We start from the raw sequence: 18236 nt of genomic DNA on the forward strand, positions 1-18236 counted from the left end.
CCGTAATTCACGCGAGGCGCAGCCGCCCGGCGGGTGGCTGCGCGCCGGGCGGATCGGGGGGGTCACGTGTCGGGGGAGACGGTTCCAGGACTGCGGCGTGAGGCGATCGGGCTGCGCGAGGTCCTGTTCCAGAGCATCACGGCCATGGCGCCGGCGGCAGCGGTCGCCGCGTCCATCCCGTCGGGCGCGGCTTTCGCGGGCGGCAGTCTGCCGCTGTCCGTGCTCATCGCGCTCGTGGCCTGTCTGTTCACCGCCTCGTGCGTGGCAGAGCTGGCCAGGGAGCTGCCGTCGGCCGGTTCCGTGGCCACCTACGCGGCTCAGGGCCTGCACCCGGCTGTCGGCTTCCTCGTGGGCTGGGGCTATGTGTTCGTCGAAGCACTCGTGCCGCCGCTGCTGCTCCTGCAGCTCGGGTTCACCACGGCGGGCACACTGCACCAGGAGTGGTCGTCGTATCCGGACGACCTGTGGTGGCCCTGGTCGCTCGCGGGAGCCGCGATCATCGCCGTCGCGGGCTATTTCGGAGTGCGCGCCTCGGCCCGCTTCGGCACCGTCCTCGGCGTCTTCGAGGTACTGGTCTTCCTGGTGTTCGCGGTATGGCTGATCGCCGAGGCCGGCGGCGACAACACCCTGTCGGTGTTCGGCACGTCCCACACGGCCGACGGATACGAAGGCATCAGCGGCGTGTTCGCGGGATCGGTGTACACCGTGCTCGCCTTCGCAGGTTTCGAGGCGGCCGCCCCGCTCGCGGAGGAAACCAAGGACCCGCGCCGCACGATGCACCGGGCCGTCCTCGGCGCGGCACTCGCGATCGGCCTCGTGTACGTCGTGACGACGTACGCCATGTCCGTCTACTTCGGCCCGGACCGCTTCACTGGCTTCGGCGCCTCGGGGGCCGCCTCGTGGGAGGGCGTGGCACGGGCCTCGTTCGGCCTGTTCTGGGTGCTCGTGTTCCTGGCGGTGGTGAATTCGACGATCGCCAATGCCAACGCCTGTTCCAACGTCTCCACGCGAACCGCTTTCGCCCTGGCCCGGATCCGGGTGTTCCCCGGGCTCTTCGCGAGCCTGCACCCCCGGCACCGCTCCCCCGTCGCCGGCGTCGTCGTGCAGGGTGCAGTGGCGCTCGCGGCCATGCTGGGACTCGGTTTCGCCTATGACCCCGTGACGGCGTTCCTCCTGCTGGCGACGGTGATCGTCACCGTGGTCATCGGCGTGTACATCGTGGTGAACCTGGCATGCGCGGGCTACTTCCTGCGGCGCAGGCGGGAGTTGCTCCGGCCGGTGCGGCATCTGCTGTTCCCCGTGCTCGGGATCGCCGCGTTCGTTCCGGCGCTGCTGACCGCGGCGGGGCTGCCGGTCTTCGACTTCGTCTCCGAGTTGACGGCTCCCGTGTCGTACGCCGGACCGGTGGTCGGCGTGTGGATGCTCGCCGGTGTCGCCGTACTGATCGTGCTGCTGCGCCGCCATCCGGGGCGCATAGCCGAGACCGCGCGTGTCCATCTCGACGAGACCCCCACCGCCGAACCCCGGCAGAGCGGAGCCGTGCAGTCATGAGCGACCCCCGGATCCTGACCGTGCGGCCCGCGCCGGGCGAGTACGCGTGGACGTTCGGCGGTGCGCCGCCCGTGGCGCGCATCGAGCCGGGCACGGTCCTCGACCTCTACACGGAAGACTGCTTCGCGGGTCGGGTGCGGTCCGAGAAGGACCTGGTGTCCGAGGTCTGCGAGTTCCCCTATCTCAATCCGCAGACCGGCCCCTTCCACGTGGTGGGTGCGGAGCCCGGTGACACGGTCGCGGTGCATTTCGTGTCCATCGAGCCGGCTCGTGACTGGGCGGCATCGACGACGGTTCCGCTCTTCGGGGCGCTGACTTCCACGCACACCACGGCCACCTTGCAGCCGCCGCTGCCGGAGACCGTGTGGATCTGGCAGCTCGACCGGGAGCGCCGCACCGCCCTGTTCAGTGCGCGTGACAGCGACATCGAGGTCGAGCTCCCGATGGATCCGATGCACGGCACCGTCGGGGTGGCACCGGCGAATCTGGAGGTGCGTTCGGCGCTGGTGCCGGACGCTCACGGCGGGAACATGGACACACCGGAGATGCGGGCGGGCGTGACCTGCTATCTCGGCGTGAACGTCGAGGGCGCCCTGCTGAGCCTCGGCGACGGGCACGCCCGGCAGGGCGAGGGAGAGACCTGCGGGGTGGCCGTCGAGTGCGCGATGAACACGGTGGTGATCGTCGAACTCCTCAAGCAGGTGGCCACGCCGTGGCCGCGCATCGAGTCGGACACGCACATCGTCTCGACGGGTTCGGCGCGACCTCTGGAGGACGCGTTCCGGATATCGCAGCTCGACCTGGTGCAGTGGCTGGTGCGTGACTACGGCTTCAGCGAGCTGGACGCCTACCAGTTCGCGACGCAGGCCGTCGAATCGCCGCTCGCCAATGTCTGCGACACCAACTACACGTGCGTGGCCAAGCTCCGCAAGGAGTGGCTGCCGGCGCGAGAGACTCACCGCGGACTGCACCGGCAACTGCGCGAGCAGGCCGCCACGCTCCGGCGGTGAGACACGCGAGCGCAGGCCGGACGCCCACCACGATCGAGACCATCCCCCACAGGCACCCCCACACGTGAAAGGCGTACACGCCATGGAGCGAGCGAGATCGTCACCCAGTCGGCGGCGACTGCTCAAGGGCGCGGCCCTGGCAGCCCTCCCGTACGCGTTGGTCCCCGGTACACGCGCCACGGCACAGACGGCCGTCGACTATCCGAGCGCCGAGTGGACCGCGGCGAGCAAGTCCAACTACACGGCGTCCGATCGGCCGACGACGTATCGGTTGAACTACGTGATCATCCATGTCACGCAGGAGACGTACAGCGACACGCTGTCCATCTTCGGGAACCCGCAGAAGCAGGTGTCGGCCCACTACGTGGTGCGATCGGCCGACGGCCATGTCGCGCAGTGCGTCAGGGAGCGAGACGTCGCCTGGCACGCGGGCAACTGGGACTACAACACCCGCAGCATCGGTATCGAGCACGAGGGCTGGGTGGACCGACCTGCCTACTTCACCAACGCCCTCTACGAGGAGTCCGCCAAGCTCACCGCCTCGATCTGCACGAAGTACGGCATTCCGAAGGACCGCGCCCACATCATCGGGCACTACGAGGTGCCGGGCACCGACCACACCGACCCCGGACCGAACTGGGACTGGACGCGCTACATAAGACTGGTCAACTTCGCCTGACACGACGGCTCCCGGGCCTTCAGGGGTACCGAGGCCGGCAGGGCGACGCCGGTACCGCGACCGGATCGGCAGGCGGATGTCAGCCGACACCGACCGGTCCGGCACGGTGAGTGTGCACCTGCTCCGGGCTGGTCCGGCAGGACGGACGCGGCGCGTGCAGCAGCCGCTCGCACGGTTGGATTCGGTGCAAGGACGGGCACACAGCTTGTCCGGGCGCGCACCGGGAGTGACGATGGTCCCAGCCGCATCGCCTTCCGGGAGGCCGAGTTGACCGATCCCTGGGTGGCCCTGGAGCCAGGAGCCGACCCCGTCCAGCGCATGCGGGTCCTGCGTCGTGCCCATCAGTCGTTCACCGAGGCGGGCACGGTGACACGGCCGGTGCGGTCCGTCGTGGCCGACTCGTGGCGGCGTTCGGCGCGGGCCGGGGTGGCCCCCGACGGTACGGCGAGCGTCGAGCTCACCGACGGGGACCTCGGCTCCTACCGGGCGGAGCATCCGCTGGCCAGGGTGATGCCGCTGTTCCGGGAACTGATGGGGACGTTCGCGGCGGACGGGGAGCATCTGCTGGCGGTGTGCGACGCGCAGGGCCGGCTGCTGTGGGTGGAGGGCCATCCGGTGACGCGGCGGCAGGCTGACCGGATGAACTTCGTGCCGGGAGCGCGCTGGTCGGAGACCGCCGTGGGGACGAACGCGCCCGGCACGTCGGTCGCCGTCGACCGGCCGGTACAGGTGTTCGCGGCAGAGCACTTCAGCCGGCGCGTCCAGCCATGGACATGTGCGGCGGCGCCGGTGCACGACCCGCGCACCGGGCGGGTGCTCGGCGCGGTGGACATCACCGGCGGGGACGGGCTCGCGCATCCGCACAGTCTCGGTTTCGTGCAGGCGGTGGCCCGGGCGGCCGAGTCCCATCTGGCCTTGCTCGCACCGCCCGAGACCAGGACCGACGGCCTGGAGCTGACCGCGCTGGGCCGTGACGAGGCCCAGCTGCTGGCGAGGGGCCGCAAGATCAGGCTCAGTCGCCGGCACAGCGAGATCCTGGTGCTGCTGGCCCGCCATCCGGAGGGCCTGACGGGTGACGAGTTGCTGTGCGCGCTGTACGAGGACGAGTCGGTGACGCCGGTGACGCTGCGGGCCGAACTGGCCAGGCTGCGCCGACTGCTCGGACCGGGTCTGCTGGAGTCGCGCCCCTATCGCCTCACGGTGCCGGTCGAGTCCGATGTCGCGGTCGTGGAGCGGCGGCTCGGGACCGGATCGGTGACGGCGGCCATGGCGGCGTACGCGGGCCCGCTGCTGCCGAGTTCGGGGGCGCCCGCGGTGGTCCGGCTGCGGCGCAGGCTCGCGGACGGGCTGCGAACGGCGCTCGTCGCCCGCCGAGATCCGGATCTGCTGGCGGACTGGGCGCGCGCACCCTGGGGCGAGGACGATCTGGACGTGTGGCGAGCGCTGGCTTCGGTACGCCCGACGGCGGCCGTCCGGTCCCGGCTCGATGCGTTGGAGCGTGAACTGTCGGCGGCATGGCCTCGGGGGTGGGCGCCGGGCGGTGCAACGTCCTCGCAACGTCCGCGCTCCTAGCCTCGCGGCGAGAGCTGCCCAACGGCGGGCGGCGCTTCTCCGGGAGGCAGACCAGCATGACCCGTTACGCGGCGCCCGGCACCGAGGGCGCGATCGTCTCCTACCAGGCGCGTTACGACCACTTCATCGGCGGGGAGTACGTGCCGCCGGCTCGCGGGCAGTACTTCGAGAACCCGAGTCCGGTGAACGGGCAGCCGTTCACGGAGGTGGCGCGGGGCACCGCCGAGGACGTGGAGCGCGCGCTGGACGCGGCGCACGCGGCAGCTCCCGCGTGGGGACGCACCTCCGTGACAGCGCGCGCCGACATCCTGCTCAAGATCGCGGACCGGATGGAGGCGAACCTGGAGAAGCTGGCGGTCGCCGAGAGCTGGGAGAACGGCAAGCCGGTGCGGGAGACCCTGGCGGCCGACATCCCGCTCGCGATCGACCACTTCCGCTACTTCGCCGGGGCGATCCGCGCTCAGGAGGGCTCGCTCGGCGAGGTGGACGACGACACCGTGGCGTACCACTTCCACGAACCGCTCGGTGTGGTCGCGCAGATCATCCCGTGGAACTTCCCCATCCTGATGGCGGTGTGGAAGCTCGCCCCCGCGCTGGCGGCGGGCAACGCGGTCGTCATCAAGCCCGCGGAGCAGACCCCGGCGTCCATCCACTACTGGATGAGCCTGATCGCGGATCTGCTGCCCCCGGGTGTGGTGAACATCGTCAACGGCTTCGGGGTGGAGGCGGGCAAGCCGCTCGCGTCCAGCCCCCGGGTGGCGAAGGTCGCCTTCACCGGTGAGACCACGACGGGGCGGCTGATCATGCAGTACGCCTCGGAGAACATCAAGCCGGTCACGCTGGAGCTGGGCGGCAAGTCGCCGAACATCTTCTTCGACGACGTGTGGGCCGCCGACGACGACTTCCGGGACAAGGCGCTCGAAGGCTTCACCATGTTCGCGCTCAACCAGGGCGAGGTCTGCACCTGCCCGTCGCGGGCGCTCGTCCAGCGCGGCCAGTACGGCGACTTCATGGCGGCGGCCGTCGCCCGCACCGAGCTCATCAAGCCGGGTCACCCGCTGGACACCGACACGATGATCGGCGCCCAGGCCTCCAACGACCAGCTGGAGAAGATCCTCTCCTACCTGGACATCGGCCGGCAGGAGGGTGCCAAGATCCTCACCGGTGGTGAACGGATCGAGCACGACGGCGAGTTGAAGGGCGGGTATTACGTCCAGCCGACGATCTTCGAGGGCGACAACCGGATGCGGATCTTCCAGGAGGAGATCTTCGGGCCGGTCGTCTCGGTCACGTCGTTCGACGACTTCGACGACGCCATCAAGATCGCGAACGACACGCTGTACGGGCTGGGCGCCGGTGTCTGGACTCGGGACATCAACACCGCGTACCGCGCGGGCCGCTCGATCCAGGCGGGCCGCGTCTGGACCAACTGCTACCACGCCTACCCGGCGCACGCGGCGTTCGGCGGCTACAAGCAGTCCGGCATCGGCCGCGAGACGCACAAGATGATGCTGGAGCACTACCAGCAGACGAAGAACCTGCTGGTGTCCTACTCCCCGAAGAAGCTCGGCTTCTTCTAGAGCCCGAAGTCGGTTGCCTGGAGGCTTCGTTGCGCTCCAGGCAACCGGCTTCGGAGCTACGCTCCACGATCGACACAGCGCCCAACGCCACTGCACGGGTTCCCGGGTTCCAGGTGAACGCGTCCCGGGCCGGCCGCGGGCCAAACGGCGTCCTCCGCGCACGGTCCCGCCCGCCGCCTTCGACGAGGCACCGCAGGGCCTGCTGGGCGTCAAGCCCACAGCCCGAAACACCACGACATCGGTGGCGGCCGGCCTGGGGGAAGTCCCTGGCCACGGCGACGTCCTGGGAGAAGCGGCCGTCGCCCTGGGAGGAAATCACGGGCAGGCCCTACCGCGTGTCCGTGCCGCTGAGCGCCATGTGGGTGCGGCCGTCGCCGTTGAAGCCGTTGCTGACCGCCGTGGTCGAGGAGGCGTCCTGGCCCGGGTTGACGAACACCCCGCCGGGGTGGCTGACATCGCACAGACCATCACCGTCGACGTCGCCGAGCGTCACGTCGGCGAGCCGCGTGGTCGACTGGTTGAGGTAGCTCCAGCGCCCGCCGAGCGAACTGGACTGGTACCACCAGGTGATGCCGGTGGCGATGAAGGCGTCGTTGACGCCGTCGCCGTCGAAGTCGCAGTACTTGCGCTGGCCGCCGGTGTACGAGTCGAGGGTGTTGGCGGACTGGTGCAGCCCGGTCTCGGTCTGGTCCAGTGCGGCGTGGATGGGCAGGATCGAACCCACCCACAGGCTCGAATGCCGGAAAACGTTGTGCGACACGGTCATGCCGACACTGGGCGTCCCTCGCAGCTTGACACCCGTGCCGTTGGTGTACCAGACCGTGTTGTACTCCACGTCCATGTACTCGCCCGCGGAGCCGCACTCGTAGCTGCAGGACGAGTCGTTGCCGTGCATGTCGATCTCATGGGTGTGCCAGACATGGGAGTTGTCTCCGCCGCCGCCCCAGATCAGGTTGCGGTACGCCAGATAGCCGTCTCCGGCCGAACCGTCGCCGGTGATCGCGTGCCGGTTGTAGTCGAACACGTTCCGCTCGACCAGCGCATAGGCGCCGTGGCCCATCACCACACCGTAGCCCGCGCCGTGACCGCAGCAGATGATGCCGGTGGGGTGCTGGTTGTGGTGGATGTAGTTGTCGTGCACCCACACGGTCTGGGCGTTCCACAGGCCGATCCGGCTCTGGCCGTCCTGGATGTTCACCGCCGAGCCGCGCCAGTGATCGATCTCGCTGTGGTCGATCTCCACGTTCACGCTCGAGTCCACCCGGATTCCGTCGGAGTCGCTGGTGTCGACCGCCGAATAGGGGTCGTCACTCTCCGCGCCCTGCAACCGGATTCCGCTGAACCGCACGTTGTCGCTGTGCGTGCCGTCCCCGTCGTTCCCGACCCTGAAGAGGATGCGCGGGAACGACGTCGTGAACAGCCGCGGGCCCTGCGGGCGCTGCGTCCGGTCACCCAGGATCTGGACGCCCGGGGCGACCGGCAGATACTCCCGTCCGGTCAGGTCCAGATCCACGTTCCCGGCGATGCGCACCACCGCGTCCGGGGTGTCGATCGCCTGCACGAACAGGTCCTGCTGGCTGTTGGAGGTGATGGAGAAGACCGGCCCCGCGGCGGGGGCGGCGGACGCCGCCGGACCTCCACTGAGCAGCAACCCGAAGGCGAACGCCACGGCGCCGCTCAGGGCCGAGCGTCGATGCCCGAAAAAGCCCACGACTGAGTCCCCTTCGAAAGAGTGGACGATTGAATGTGTCACTGCGAGGTGAGCGTTCCACTCCGTGCCCTCCCGTGCCCTCCCGTGCCATCGCGTTCCCCCGTCGTCCGCCGCGGGTCCCGGACTCCGGGCCTCATGCGGTGTCCACCTGCCCTACAACTTGAGGCTGTTCCCCCCGTTGCGGCCTCTGCGATAGGCTCACTCGTCGTCCCCCGCCTGTGGCTAGGCCACCGATCACGACCCACACGGCGGTCCGGCCGGCTTCACCTGGCGTTGTCGAGTACACCCAGGAGAGAAATCAGCCGTGAACAATGCCGATGCGCCCGTTCGGGACGCGTCCGGGCCGGACGCCCGGCGGCCCGGTGAACTTCAGACCCTGCTCGACGAGGGCACCCGTGCCGTCGTCGACGACGGCGATCTGCGCACCGGCCGGGACCGCTTCGAACGCGCCTACCGGATCGCCGAGTCGGTGGGCGAGGAACGGTCGATGGCGGCGGCCGCCCTCGGCTTCGGTGGCCTGTGGGTGCACGAGCACCGCACGGTCGCCGGCTCGGTACTCCTGGAGTCGCAGATCCGCCGGGCGCTGGAGTTAGTGGACCCCGAGTCCTCGATGGCGCTGCGGCTGCGGATCCGGCTGGCCGGGGAGAGCGACTACCGCAACAGCGACAACACGGCGATACTGGCGCTGCTCAAGCAGGCGAGAGCACGACAGAATCCGATGGCGCGTGCGGAGGCTTTGAGCCTGGCCCATCACTGCCTGATCGGCCCGGAGCACGGCGCACTGCGTCGGGAACTGGCCGCCGAGCTGGTCGCGGAGAGCTTCCGTACCTCCCGCCGCAGCGATCTGCTGATGGGCCTGCTGTGGCAGACGGTCGACATGTTCCTGGACGGCGACCCGCACGCGGAACGCTGCCTGGCGGAATTGCGCGGCCTGCTGGCCGAGCAGGACCATCTCGCGGTGGGCTTCGTCGTGAGCGCGATGGAGGTCATGCTCGCCGTCCGCGCGGGCCGCCTCGACGAGGCAGAGACGCTGGCCAGGGCCTGTACCGAGCGCGGGATCGCCGCCGGTGACGTCAACGCCACGGTGTGGCAGGCCGCACAACTGGTGACCATCCGCTGGTACCAGGGCCGGGTGGTCGAGCTCGTGCCGCTGCTCAGCGAAGTGGTCAACTCCCCGACGCTGAGCGCTGTGGACGATCACGCCCTGGCCGCGCTGGCGGTGGCCACGGTGACGGCCGGGGACCGGCGGAAGGCCGTCAGCGCCCTGGCCACGCTGTGCGGCCGCGACCTCGGTGACCTGCCTCGGTCGAGCAGTTGGATGGTGACGATGCACGGTGTCGCGGAGGCCGCCTATCTCCTTGACGACACCGCCACGGCGGCGCGGGTCTACGAGCTGCTGAGTCCGTACGGTCACCTGCCGATAGTGGGCAGTCTCGCCGTCGCCTGCTTCGGCTCGGCCCACCACGCGCTGGGGGTCGCCGCATTGACCATGGGAGACGTCGACCGGGCCGTGACCCATCTGCGGGACGCGGTACAGCAAAACCTCGCCCTCGCGCACTGGCCCGCGGTCACGGCCTCCTGGGACCGGCTCGCGGTGGCGCTCGTACGGGCAGGCCGACAGGCGGAGGCCGACGCCGTCCGGCGGGAGATGGCCGCGGCCGCCGAGGAGGCCGCGGCGGCGCCGCAGAAGGACGGACATGGCGGCGCGGATCCGCAGGGCGGGGACGGGCAGGGGCAGCCCGCGGCGTTCTGTACCCGGCTGGGCCGTAAGTGGCGGATCGGGTTCGGCGGGCGCAGCGTCCTGGTGGAGCACAGCGTGGGGATGCTGCATCTGGTGGTACTGATCGCCAACCCGCGCCAGGAGATCCGGGCCGTCGACCTCGTGGCGGGGCTGACCGCGCTCAACGAGGCCGCCGAGCACACGGCCCTGTCCGGGCAGCCGGTACTGGACCGGGTGGCGGCGCAGGAGTACCGCAATCGTCTGGCCCGGCTGCGCACCGAACTGGACGAGTTCCGGGCGGCCGACGACCATGAGCGCGCCGCCGTGGCCCAGGTCGAACACGACTGGCTGATGAGCCAGCTGGCGGGTGCCACCGGCCTGAGCGGACGCGCCCGCCGCTTCCCCGAGGGCGAGGAACGCTCCCGGGTCGCGGTGAGCAAGGCCATCCGCCGGGCGCTGGACCGGATCGCGGCAGCCGAGCCGGTGATCGGTGAACACCTGCGGCACGCGGTGCACACCGGGGTGCGGTGCTCGTACTGGCCCGCCTGACGCGTGTGAGGCCGCGCTTCCGCCCGGATCGAAGGGCCGCCCTGCCGCCACCCCGCCGCGGCGCCGGCAGGGCCTGCGAAGTCGAGCCGGGCGCTTCAGGTGCGGCGGCCGGATCGTGCGCCGCGGCGGTTTCCGGGCCGGTGTCCCGGCTCTGGATCGTCGCGGCCGCACGGTGGGGTTCGGTGAGCGCGGTCCGTACCGCTCGTCGTGCCACGCGTGGTCGGCGGTCCGGTGGGCGGTCCCCTCACAGGGCGGTCAGCGTCTGCCAGGTCGTGGACGCGACGACTCCGTCGGCCGGCAGGCTGTGCGCGGACTGGAAGGACCGCACCGCGCTGCCGGTGGCCGAACCGAACGAACCGTCCACGCTCAGCGCGGTCCCGTGGGCGTTGAGCTGGCGCTGCAACGCCGTCACCGCGGGCCCGCTGCTGCCCTGCTGCACCACAACGGCGAGGGCCCGCCAGGTCGCGGGTCCGACGATCCCGTCGGCGGACAGACCGCGGCTGGACTGGAAGAACCGCACCGCGCCAGTGGTGGACGGACCGAAGGAGCCGTCCACACTCAGCGTGACTCCCCGGTCGTTGAGCAGGTACTGAGCGGTCCTGACCCGCTCACCGCTCGCCCCCTGCTGAACCACCGGCCAGCCGGCGCTCGGCAGCGGCGTGCCGCGTCCGGCGGGCAGCGAGAAGGGAACGGGAAGGAGCAGCTGGGTGTTGCGGGCGTCGGCTGTTCCACGGCGCTTGCCGATGCCGGCCGCCACCGCCTGAAGGTCGTTGGCCGCCAGCTCACGTCCCAACGAGGCGAGTGCGACAGGGGTGCTGGTGTCCCCGTTGCACGACAGCGGTGCGTCGGAGTCGACCATGGTCGTGAAGATCGACAGGATGCCCCCGCCTTCGGCGATCTCGAGGATCCGGCTCTGGATGGGCCAGTCGATGTGCGAGGCGGTGTTCACCTCCCAGAAGCCGTTGCCGATGACGGACGGCCAAGAAGTCTTGTGGGCCCAGATGTTGTTGGTGTGCGTGTGGCCGTCGACCATCAGGATCACGTTCGGGAAGCGCAGCAGCAGGTTCCGCAGTTCCGTGCCGCCGTACGGGGACTCGCTGTCCGTGTTGTCCATCGAGTCGAGCGTGTGATGGCAGCAGATGACGATGAGTTTGTCGGTCACGCCGGGCTGGTTGACGATCGTGCGGGCCCGGGTGCCGTCGGAGTCGTCGAGTTCGTAGCGTGAGCTGTTGGCCTTGAGCTGGGCGTTCAGCCAGTTCCACTGGTCCTGGCCGATGGCGCCGTCGGCACCGCCGCTGATGTTGGTCGTGTCCAGCACCAGGAACTGGAATATGTCGTTCGGTCCCGAGGGAATCGCATAGTAGGCCTGGTCGCCGCCGGACGTGAAGCCGTGCCCGCGAGGGGTTCCGGTGGTGTTGAAGTGCTCGCCGATGAATTCGCTGCGCGCGAGCAGCCGCCGGGACGGGTCCCCCGTCACATGGGCGGTCTGGAGGGTGAAAGCACCCGTCAGTATGTCCTTCAGCAGCTCCACGTAGTACGACGCCGTGTTGTCGAAGACGTCCGGGACTCCCTCGACCTCCGTCAGCTTGGTGGATCCGGTGGCGATGCTCTTGAGCGGGTCGAAGGGGAGGATGTCGATGGGGACGTTGCCCTGGACGAGCGCGTCGTGATTGCCGTAGGCGGCGTACCAGGGCATGCCCAGCCCGGTCGCCGTGAACGGTTTTCGGGCGCCCTTCAGCAGCCCGCTCACGACCGGAAAGCCGTGGAGGGTGTTGTTGTCGGGCGGAGTCTGCCGTGCTTCCGGATGCCAGTAGTGGGTTTCCGTCCCGAACTGGCCGCTTGCCACGCTCTCGTCCTTGGTGAGGTCACCGGAGTCCGGGCGCACCGTGTTGCCGTCGAGCAGGTCGATGTACCACCGCGACTCGTTGTACTGGCAGTTGTCGACCGCGTCGCCCGTGACGACGGTGAAGGCCAGCGGTGTGCTCGTCCGCGGGCTTCGAAGGACCTGCCGGACGGCTCGGCACATCGCGTCGGTCGTCTGTGTCGAAAGGAATTCGTGCGCGCGGTACGCCGATTCGGTCGGGTACGAGTTGTAGTGCGGAGGTCCGTAGTCCGCGAGCCGGTCGAGGCACTCGACGCGCAGCGGGGACTGGTCGTCGACGATGTGCAGGTCGGACATCTGGGCGAAGGCGATCAGCGATCGGGTGATCTGCGGCGAGGTGGCGAGGGTGAAGTCGTTGCGGGTGATGTGCGGTTCGCCGGGGCCGGCGGCCACACCGTGATATCCCATGCCCAGGTCGGGGCCGATCTGCACCGTCTGGTCCAGAGTGGTGCGCCCGAATGCGGCACCGGTGCCGAGAGGCGGCGATGCGGCACTTGCGACGGCGCGCAGACTTCCGACATCGATGGCCGCGGCCACCACAGCCACTCCGGCAGCTGTCAGGATCCTGCGACGGGAGATTGCCATGTCGATTCCTTCGGTGTGGGGGCGTGACATGCTGCGAGGTCGTCGTTCGCCCGTCCTGCACCCGCGTTGACCGCAGTGGAGTCCCGAGAAGCCGTGACGGGACGGATGCGGGGGTGGCGGAAGCCCGCGCGGGTTCCGGCCCCGCCGCTGAGCGACGCGGCCGGAACCCGCGTTCAGGCGGGAGGACGGGACGGATCAGGTGTCGCCGGGCCTGTCACAGACCGGCAAAGGTGTGCGTGGCGCGCAGTTGGAACTGGTAGGACTCCCAGGCCGACCAGGTGGTGCTGCTGGGGTCGGTCTGCGTGCAGTGGTACAGCGTGCCGGTGTCGTCGACGGCGAACAGTTCGATCTTGCCGGCCCCGTTCCGCTCGGCGGAGACGTGGCGCATCCGCAGCGTGGTGGAACCGTGCTGCGTCGACATCTGGACCCAGGACTGCCACGTGCCGCCGGCCGGGGCGGTCTCGAAGCGGCGGAAGAGCTGGCCGTCGGGATTGGTGCCGAAGATCGCCAGGCGTCCGTCGAGATTGCGGGCCATGTCGATGGAGTCCAGGATGCCGTCGAGCGGCAGCACGCCGCCCCACTCGCTCTCCGTCTGCGCGTTGGCGACGTTCATCCTGCGCTGGATGAGGAGGCCGTCCTCCTTGATGGCGACCAGCATGGCGCGCCCGTCGGAGCCGGTCTCGACGGCGAGTTGGATCGCGGTGCCGCCGAGCTGGGTCCAGGGGGTGAACCAGCCGTTCGAAGCGGTGTCGTCGTTCAGGAAGTCCTGCCAGCGGTGGCGGATGGTGTTGTCGCCGCGGGTCGCGTAGACCTGCATGCCGCCCCACTGGTCCTGGACCGCGGTCACCGAGGTGAAGCCGGAGTCGAACTGCTGGGGCGCCGTGTAGGTGCTGCTACCCGCGCTGGTCTGCGCGCGACGGGTCACGTAGCCGTTCTGATCGATGGCGAACACCTCGACCCGGCCGTCCTGGTGGCTGCTGGCGGTGACGGACTGCCACCCCGGCCCACTCGCGAGCTTCGTCCAGGGCCGTAGGCTGCCGCCGGCGGTCTGTTGGCCGGTGTTCCACAGATTGCCCTGCGCGTCCGTGCCGAACAGCTCGAGGCACCCGTCCTTGTTGCGGGCCGCGGCGATCGGGGAGCCGAGCGGGTGCGGGGCGTGCAGCGGGAAGGGGGCCGGCAGGAGCAGTTGCGTGTTGCGGTCCTGGCTGACGCCCATGCGTCTGGTGATGCCGCGGCTCACCTCCTGCGGGTCGTTGGTGGCCAGTTCCCTGGCCAGGGACGCCAGTTGTGCGGGCGTGCTGGTGTCGCCCCCGAAGGAGAGGGGTGCGGCGGGGTCGACCATGGTCGTGAAGATCGAGAGGGTGGCGGGCCCGGCGGCCGAGCCGAACTCCCCTGCGTTCTGCGCGTCGGGGCTCGCCATGATCTCGATGATGCGGCTCTGGATCGGCCAGTCGATGTGCGAGGCCGTGGAGATCTCCCAGAAGCCACCGGAGATCGGGCTGGAGGCCGGCGTCGGATGGGGGACGATCTTGTTGGCGTGGGTGTGTCCGTTGACCATGGCGATGACGTTCGGGTAGCGCAGCAGCAGCGCCTTCAGTTCGTCGCCGGTGTGCCGGTCCCCGAAGATGCCGCCGAAGATGCCGTCGTCGAGGTTGTCCATGGTGTTCAGCGTGTGGTGGCAGAACAGGACGTACATCTTGTCCTGCACACCGCTCTGCGTGACGATGCGGTTCCTGGTGTCGATGTAGCGCGAGCTGTTGGCCCGCAGCTGCTGTTCCAGCCAGTTGAGCTGGTCGGTGTCGATCGAGCCGCCCGCGGCGCCGGAACCGAACCCGTCGGTGTTGGTGTTGGTCGAGTCGAGGGTGATGTAGCGGATCAGGTCGCCGGAGCCGGACGGGATCGCGTAGTAGGCCTTGTCGATGCCGACGCCCTGGAATCCGTGACCGACCGGCAGGCCTGCGGTGTTGAAGTGGTCCTGGATGAAGGCCTTGCGCGACAGCAGCCGCCGGTTGGGGTCCGCGACGACCCGGGTCCCCTCCAGCTCCCAGGCGACCATCAGCTTGCCGAAGGTGCCGAGGTCGCTGTAGTCGTCCGGCAGGTCCGCGGAGGTGCCGGAGGTCTTGGACGAGCCGACCGTCATACCCTGCACGTCGACCAGGTTGTTGTCGATGGGCTCGTTGCCCTGCCACAGGCCGTCGTGGTTGCCGTACGCCGCGTACCAGGGCATGCCGAGGCCGTGGGAGACGAACGGCCGGCGGGCCGCTCCGACCGCGCCGCTCGCGTCCAGCAGTCCCGGGACGTAGGGGAATCCGAGGCCGGAGGTGCCGGTGTACTGGTTGCCCGGCACCTGCTGCGGAGGTACGGACGGGTAGTAGTAGTGGTTGTCCCCGGTGCCGCCGTTGGTCAGGGCACCGCCGGCGAAACTCTGGTCGAGGCCGATGTGGCCGGAGTCCGGCACGATGGTCTGGCCGCCGTCGAGCAGGTCGATGTACCAGCGGTTCTCGTTGTGCTGACAGTTGTCGATCGCGTCGCCGGTGACGATGGTGAACTGCAGCGGCTTCTTGCTTCGCGGACCCTTGCCGACGCCGGCGACGGCCTGGCACATCGCGTCGACGACCTGCGTCGACAGGAACTCGTGGCCCCGGTAGGCCGAATCGGTGGGGTACGAGGCGTAGTGCGGGGCACCGGCGTCGGCGTAGCGGTCCATGAACTCGAGGCGGGCCGGCGACTGGTCGTCCACGATGTGCAGGTCGGTCATCTGCGCAAACGCCGCCAGCGCCATCGTCGGAGGGCCGAAGCGGGACCAGAGGTCGGTGCGGATGGCGTGCGGCTCCCCCGGCCCGGCGACGAGCCGCTGGTAGCCCGCGCCCTGGGCATAGCTCGCCCGCTGCACCGTCTGGTCCCACGTGGTGACCACCGGCACGTCCGATGTGGAGGCGGTCCTCACAGCGGCCGTCCTGCCGACGCCCGTCGGCGTCGCGGCTTCGGCGGCGGCGCGGAAACCGCCCGCGTCGATGGCTGCCGCCACCACACCCACTCCGGTCGTCGTCAGTAACCTTCTTCGCGAGATACCCACGCCATGTCTCCCAGGAAAGGTCGGACTCGTCTCCTCTTCCGGTGTTCCATTCCGTTCCGCCTCGTTCCACGGGCCCATCAGCGGCCGGGCAGCGGAACGTCGCGGCGGAGCGCGACCCCGGCTTCGGCGGCACGGGTGACGATCGTGGCGACGGCGCGTTCGGCGAGGGCCGCGATGGTCAGTGAGGGGTTGACGGTGAGAGAGGTGGGGACGGCGGCACCGTCGGTGACGAACAGTCCGCTGTGGCCCCGTAGCTCATGGCCGTCGGTGAGCGCGCTGGTGGCGGGATCGTCGCCCATCCGCGCCGAGCCGAGCGGATGGGCCGTGACGGTGCCGGCGACGTCCTCGCTCCACGGGCGGACCCGGGAGAGGCCGTCCTTCTCCAGGATTTCCCGCAGTGCGGCGTCGGCCCGGTCCCATGCCTGGCGGGTACGGGAGGTGGGGCGGTAGGTCATGGTGCCCAGTCCGAGCCCTGGCGCCAGCCGGGTGAAGCTGCCGGTGAGCGGGACGGTCCCGAAGGTGCCTTCGTTGTCGTCCTCGGTCATGGCCAGCAGGGTGAGCCAGGAGCGCCACCGGGCCCGCATGTTCCGCTTCTCGATGCCGAACCAGGCGGGTGACCTGGCGGCCTGGGCCAGCACGTTGGTCAGCGGGGGGAAGTAGATCTGCTGGAGGGTGAAGCGGCTGTACTCCGGGGCGGTCGGGTCCAGGTGGTCGTAGGTGGCGGCGGTGATGGGCCGGCCCACGGGCAGCCCCTGGTAGGCGGAACCGTCGGGACGTGAAAGACCCAGCAGTGAGCGCGCCTTGTCCTCGACGATGTCGGCGACACTGACGCGGTCGCCGTTGCCGGAGAAGTAGCGCCCGACAGCGGCCGGGACGTCCCCGAGGAGGGGAGCGGAGCGCTGGAGGATCACGGGCGTGCCCACGGCGCCGGCGGCGAGTACGACGACCTTGGCGTGGATGACGCCGGCCTGGGCGGTGCAGCTGTAGTCGTCGGGGTCCAGGACGGTGTAGCCGACGGCGTAGCGATAGCCGGACAGCGGCGACGGGGTGACGGTCTGCACCTCGTGCAGCGGGCGGATGTCCGCGCCGTGGGCCTCCGCCGCCGGCAGGTAGTTGAGCAGCAGGGAGCGTTTGGCGTCGAAGCGGCAGCCGGAGAGCATCCAGTTGCAGTTGGTGCAGGCGTCGGTGTCGACCGCCACCGGCACGGGATTGCAGGTGTGTCCGGCCCGTCGGCAGGCGGCGGCCAGGACCCCGCCCGCGTAGGACACGTCGGGCCAGTCGGTCCGGGTGACGGGCAGCGCCTCCTCGACCCGGTCGTACCAGGGGTCGAGGGCGGCCCGGGTCAGGGTGGCCGGCCACAGCCTGCGGCCGAGGCTGCCGTGGCGCTCGAAGACGAAGGACGGTGCGCGTAGCGAGGCGGCGAAGTAGACGACGCTCCCGCCGCCGACGCAGTTGCCGGCGACCACCGCGACTCCGTCGCCGCGGACCACGTCCACGATCTTGTTGTATGTGCCCAGGCGCATCGAGTGGGTGAAGTCGGCGGCGGCCGCACGGGGGCCGCGCTCCAGAACAGTGACGCGGGCTCCGCCCGCCGCGAGGTAGTAGGCCGGGATCGCGCCGCCGAAGCCGCTGCCGATCACCAGGACGTCCGTGGTCTGCCCCGTCATGCCGGACTCCCTGAAGCGGTCGTGTTCGGATGAAGTGCCGCGAGCGGGCGGCCGTAGGAGAAATCGGGGAAGCGCCAGAGGCCGTCCGGGTCCGGCTCGGGGAAGCGCAGCCACACCAGTCCTGGATGGCCCTGGCCGAGGGCCTCCCCGGTGTCCTGCTGTCCCGCGGTGTCGAACGCCAGCCCCACCAGCAGGCTCATCACCTGCCAGATCGGCCGGTCCAGGTCGTCGGGGTCGAACAGGCCGCCGACCAGGGCGGTGCGGTCGGAGAAGGACAGGCCCACGAAAGGCGGGAGGGTCGGTGGCAGCCAGATCAGCCGGAGGGCGGCATAGGCGACGGCGCGGGCGTCCAGCAGCGCCGCGATCGCCGGCAACAGCGGCGCCACCGGCAGTTCGGGCGAGTGGAGGAGGCTGACGGTACCGGCCTGTACCGCACCGGGGCCGGTGACCGCACCGGCGACCACCACGTCGCCGGGAAAGCGACGCTGGCCCGGTATCAGGGTGTCGGCGAACGCCTCGAGCGTCTGTGTCGTCCAGCTCTCGGAGGTGTCGGCCGCGGCGGCCGCAGGTGTGTCCAAACCGCCGACGGACAGTCCCGCGAGCGTGGCGACCAGTGCCTTGAGGATGGTTCTCCGATCGGACCCGGTCATGGTG

At 70.0% G+C, this 18236-nt stretch carries 11 protein-coding genes; 6 read left to right on the top strand and 5 right to left on the bottom strand.

Features of this window, described 5'->3' with window-relative positions; genetic code table 11:
- Nucleotides 1-66 precede the first annotated feature (66 nt).
- The 5 genes from ABEB03_RS40430 (at nt 67) to exaC (ending at nt 6392) form a co-directional block, all read left to right on the top strand.
- Nucleotides 67-1551 carry an APC family permease gene (locus tag ABEB03_RS40430; protein ID WP_345658006.1) on the top strand — a complete coding sequence of 495 codons (1485 nt, stop codon included), beginning with the start codon at nt 67-69 and terminating at the stop codon, nt 1549-1551.
- Nucleotides 1548-2561 (top strand): acetamidase/formamidase family protein, encoded by a 1014-nt coding sequence (locus tag ABEB03_RS40435; protein ID WP_345658007.1) that lies wholly within the window; start codon nt 1548-1550, stop codon nt 2559-2561. The genes ABEB03_RS40430 and ABEB03_RS40435 overlap by 4 nt, the downstream gene beginning before the upstream one ends.
- A gap of 82 nt (nt 2562-2643) precedes the next feature.
- Nucleotides 2644-3240: an N-acetylmuramoyl-L-alanine amidase gene (locus ABEB03_RS40440; RefSeq protein WP_345658008.1), complete on the top strand. Its 597-nt coding sequence runs from the start codon at nt 2644-2646 to the stop codon at nt 3238-3240.
- 267 nt (nt 3241-3507) lie between these two features.
- A complete protein-coding gene (locus tag ABEB03_RS40445; protein ID WP_345658010.1) occupies nt 3508-4812 on the top strand; it encodes a GAF domain-containing protein in 1305 nt (434 codons plus the stop codon).
- A gap of 56 nt (nt 4813-4868) precedes the next feature.
- Nucleotides 4869-6392: an acetaldehyde dehydrogenase ExaC gene (gene exaC / locus ABEB03_RS40450; RefSeq protein ID WP_095932712.1), complete on the top strand. Its 1524-nt coding sequence runs from the start codon at nt 4869-4871 to the stop codon at nt 6390-6392.
- A gap of 328 nt (nt 6393-6720) precedes the next feature.
- Here exaC and ABEB03_RS40455 read toward each other — a convergent pair whose 3' ends face one another.
- The gene (locus ABEB03_RS40455) at nt 6721-8103 is read right to left on the bottom strand and encodes a VCBS repeat-containing protein (protein WP_345658011.1); all 1383 of its coding nucleotides are present in this window, start codon (nt 8101-8103) and stop codon (nt 6721-6723) included.
- A 304-nt stretch (nt 8104-8407) separates the two neighbouring features.
- Here ABEB03_RS40455 and ABEB03_RS40460 point away from each other — a divergent pair, with 304 nt between their 5' ends.
- Nucleotides 8408-10372 (top strand): hypothetical protein, encoded by a 1965-nt coding sequence (locus tag ABEB03_RS40460; protein ID WP_345658012.1) that lies wholly within the window; start codon nt 8408-8410, stop codon nt 10370-10372.
- 244 nt (nt 10373-10616) lie between these two features.
- Here ABEB03_RS40460 and ABEB03_RS40465 read toward each other — a convergent pair whose 3' ends face one another.
- From ABEB03_RS40465 to ABEB03_RS40480, 4 genes are all read right to left on the bottom strand, one after another.
- Nucleotides 10617-12839, bottom strand: a complete 2223-nt coding sequence (locus ABEB03_RS40465) for a TIGR03767 family metallophosphoesterase (protein ID WP_345658013.1) — start codon at nt 12837-12839, stop codon at nt 10617-10619.
- A gap of 214 nt (nt 12840-13053) precedes the next feature.
- Entirely contained in the window at nt 13054-15867 is a 2814-nt protein-coding gene (locus tag ABEB03_RS40470) for a TIGR03767 family metallophosphoesterase (RefSeq protein ID WP_345658014.1), read from the bottom strand.
- A 125-nt stretch (nt 15868-15992) separates the two neighbouring features.
- Nucleotides 15993-17582 carry a GMC family oxidoreductase gene (locus ABEB03_RS40475; protein ID WP_345658015.1) on the bottom strand — a complete coding sequence of 530 codons (1590 nt, stop codon included), beginning with the start codon at nt 17580-17582 and terminating at the stop codon, nt 15993-15995.
- Nucleotides 17579-18232, bottom strand: coding sequence for a DUF5987 family protein (locus ABEB03_RS40480; protein WP_345658016.1), 654 nt, complete (start codon nt 18230-18232; stop codon nt 17579-17581). Before ABEB03_RS40480 ends, ABEB03_RS40475 begins: the two co-directional genes overlap by 4 nt.
- Nucleotides 18233-18236: the final 4 nt, after the last annotated feature.

This window comes from Streptomyces siamensis (assembly GCF_039543605.1).
Lineage (GTDB): Bacteria > Actinomycetota > Actinomycetes > Streptomycetales > Streptomycetaceae > Streptomyces > Streptomyces siamensis.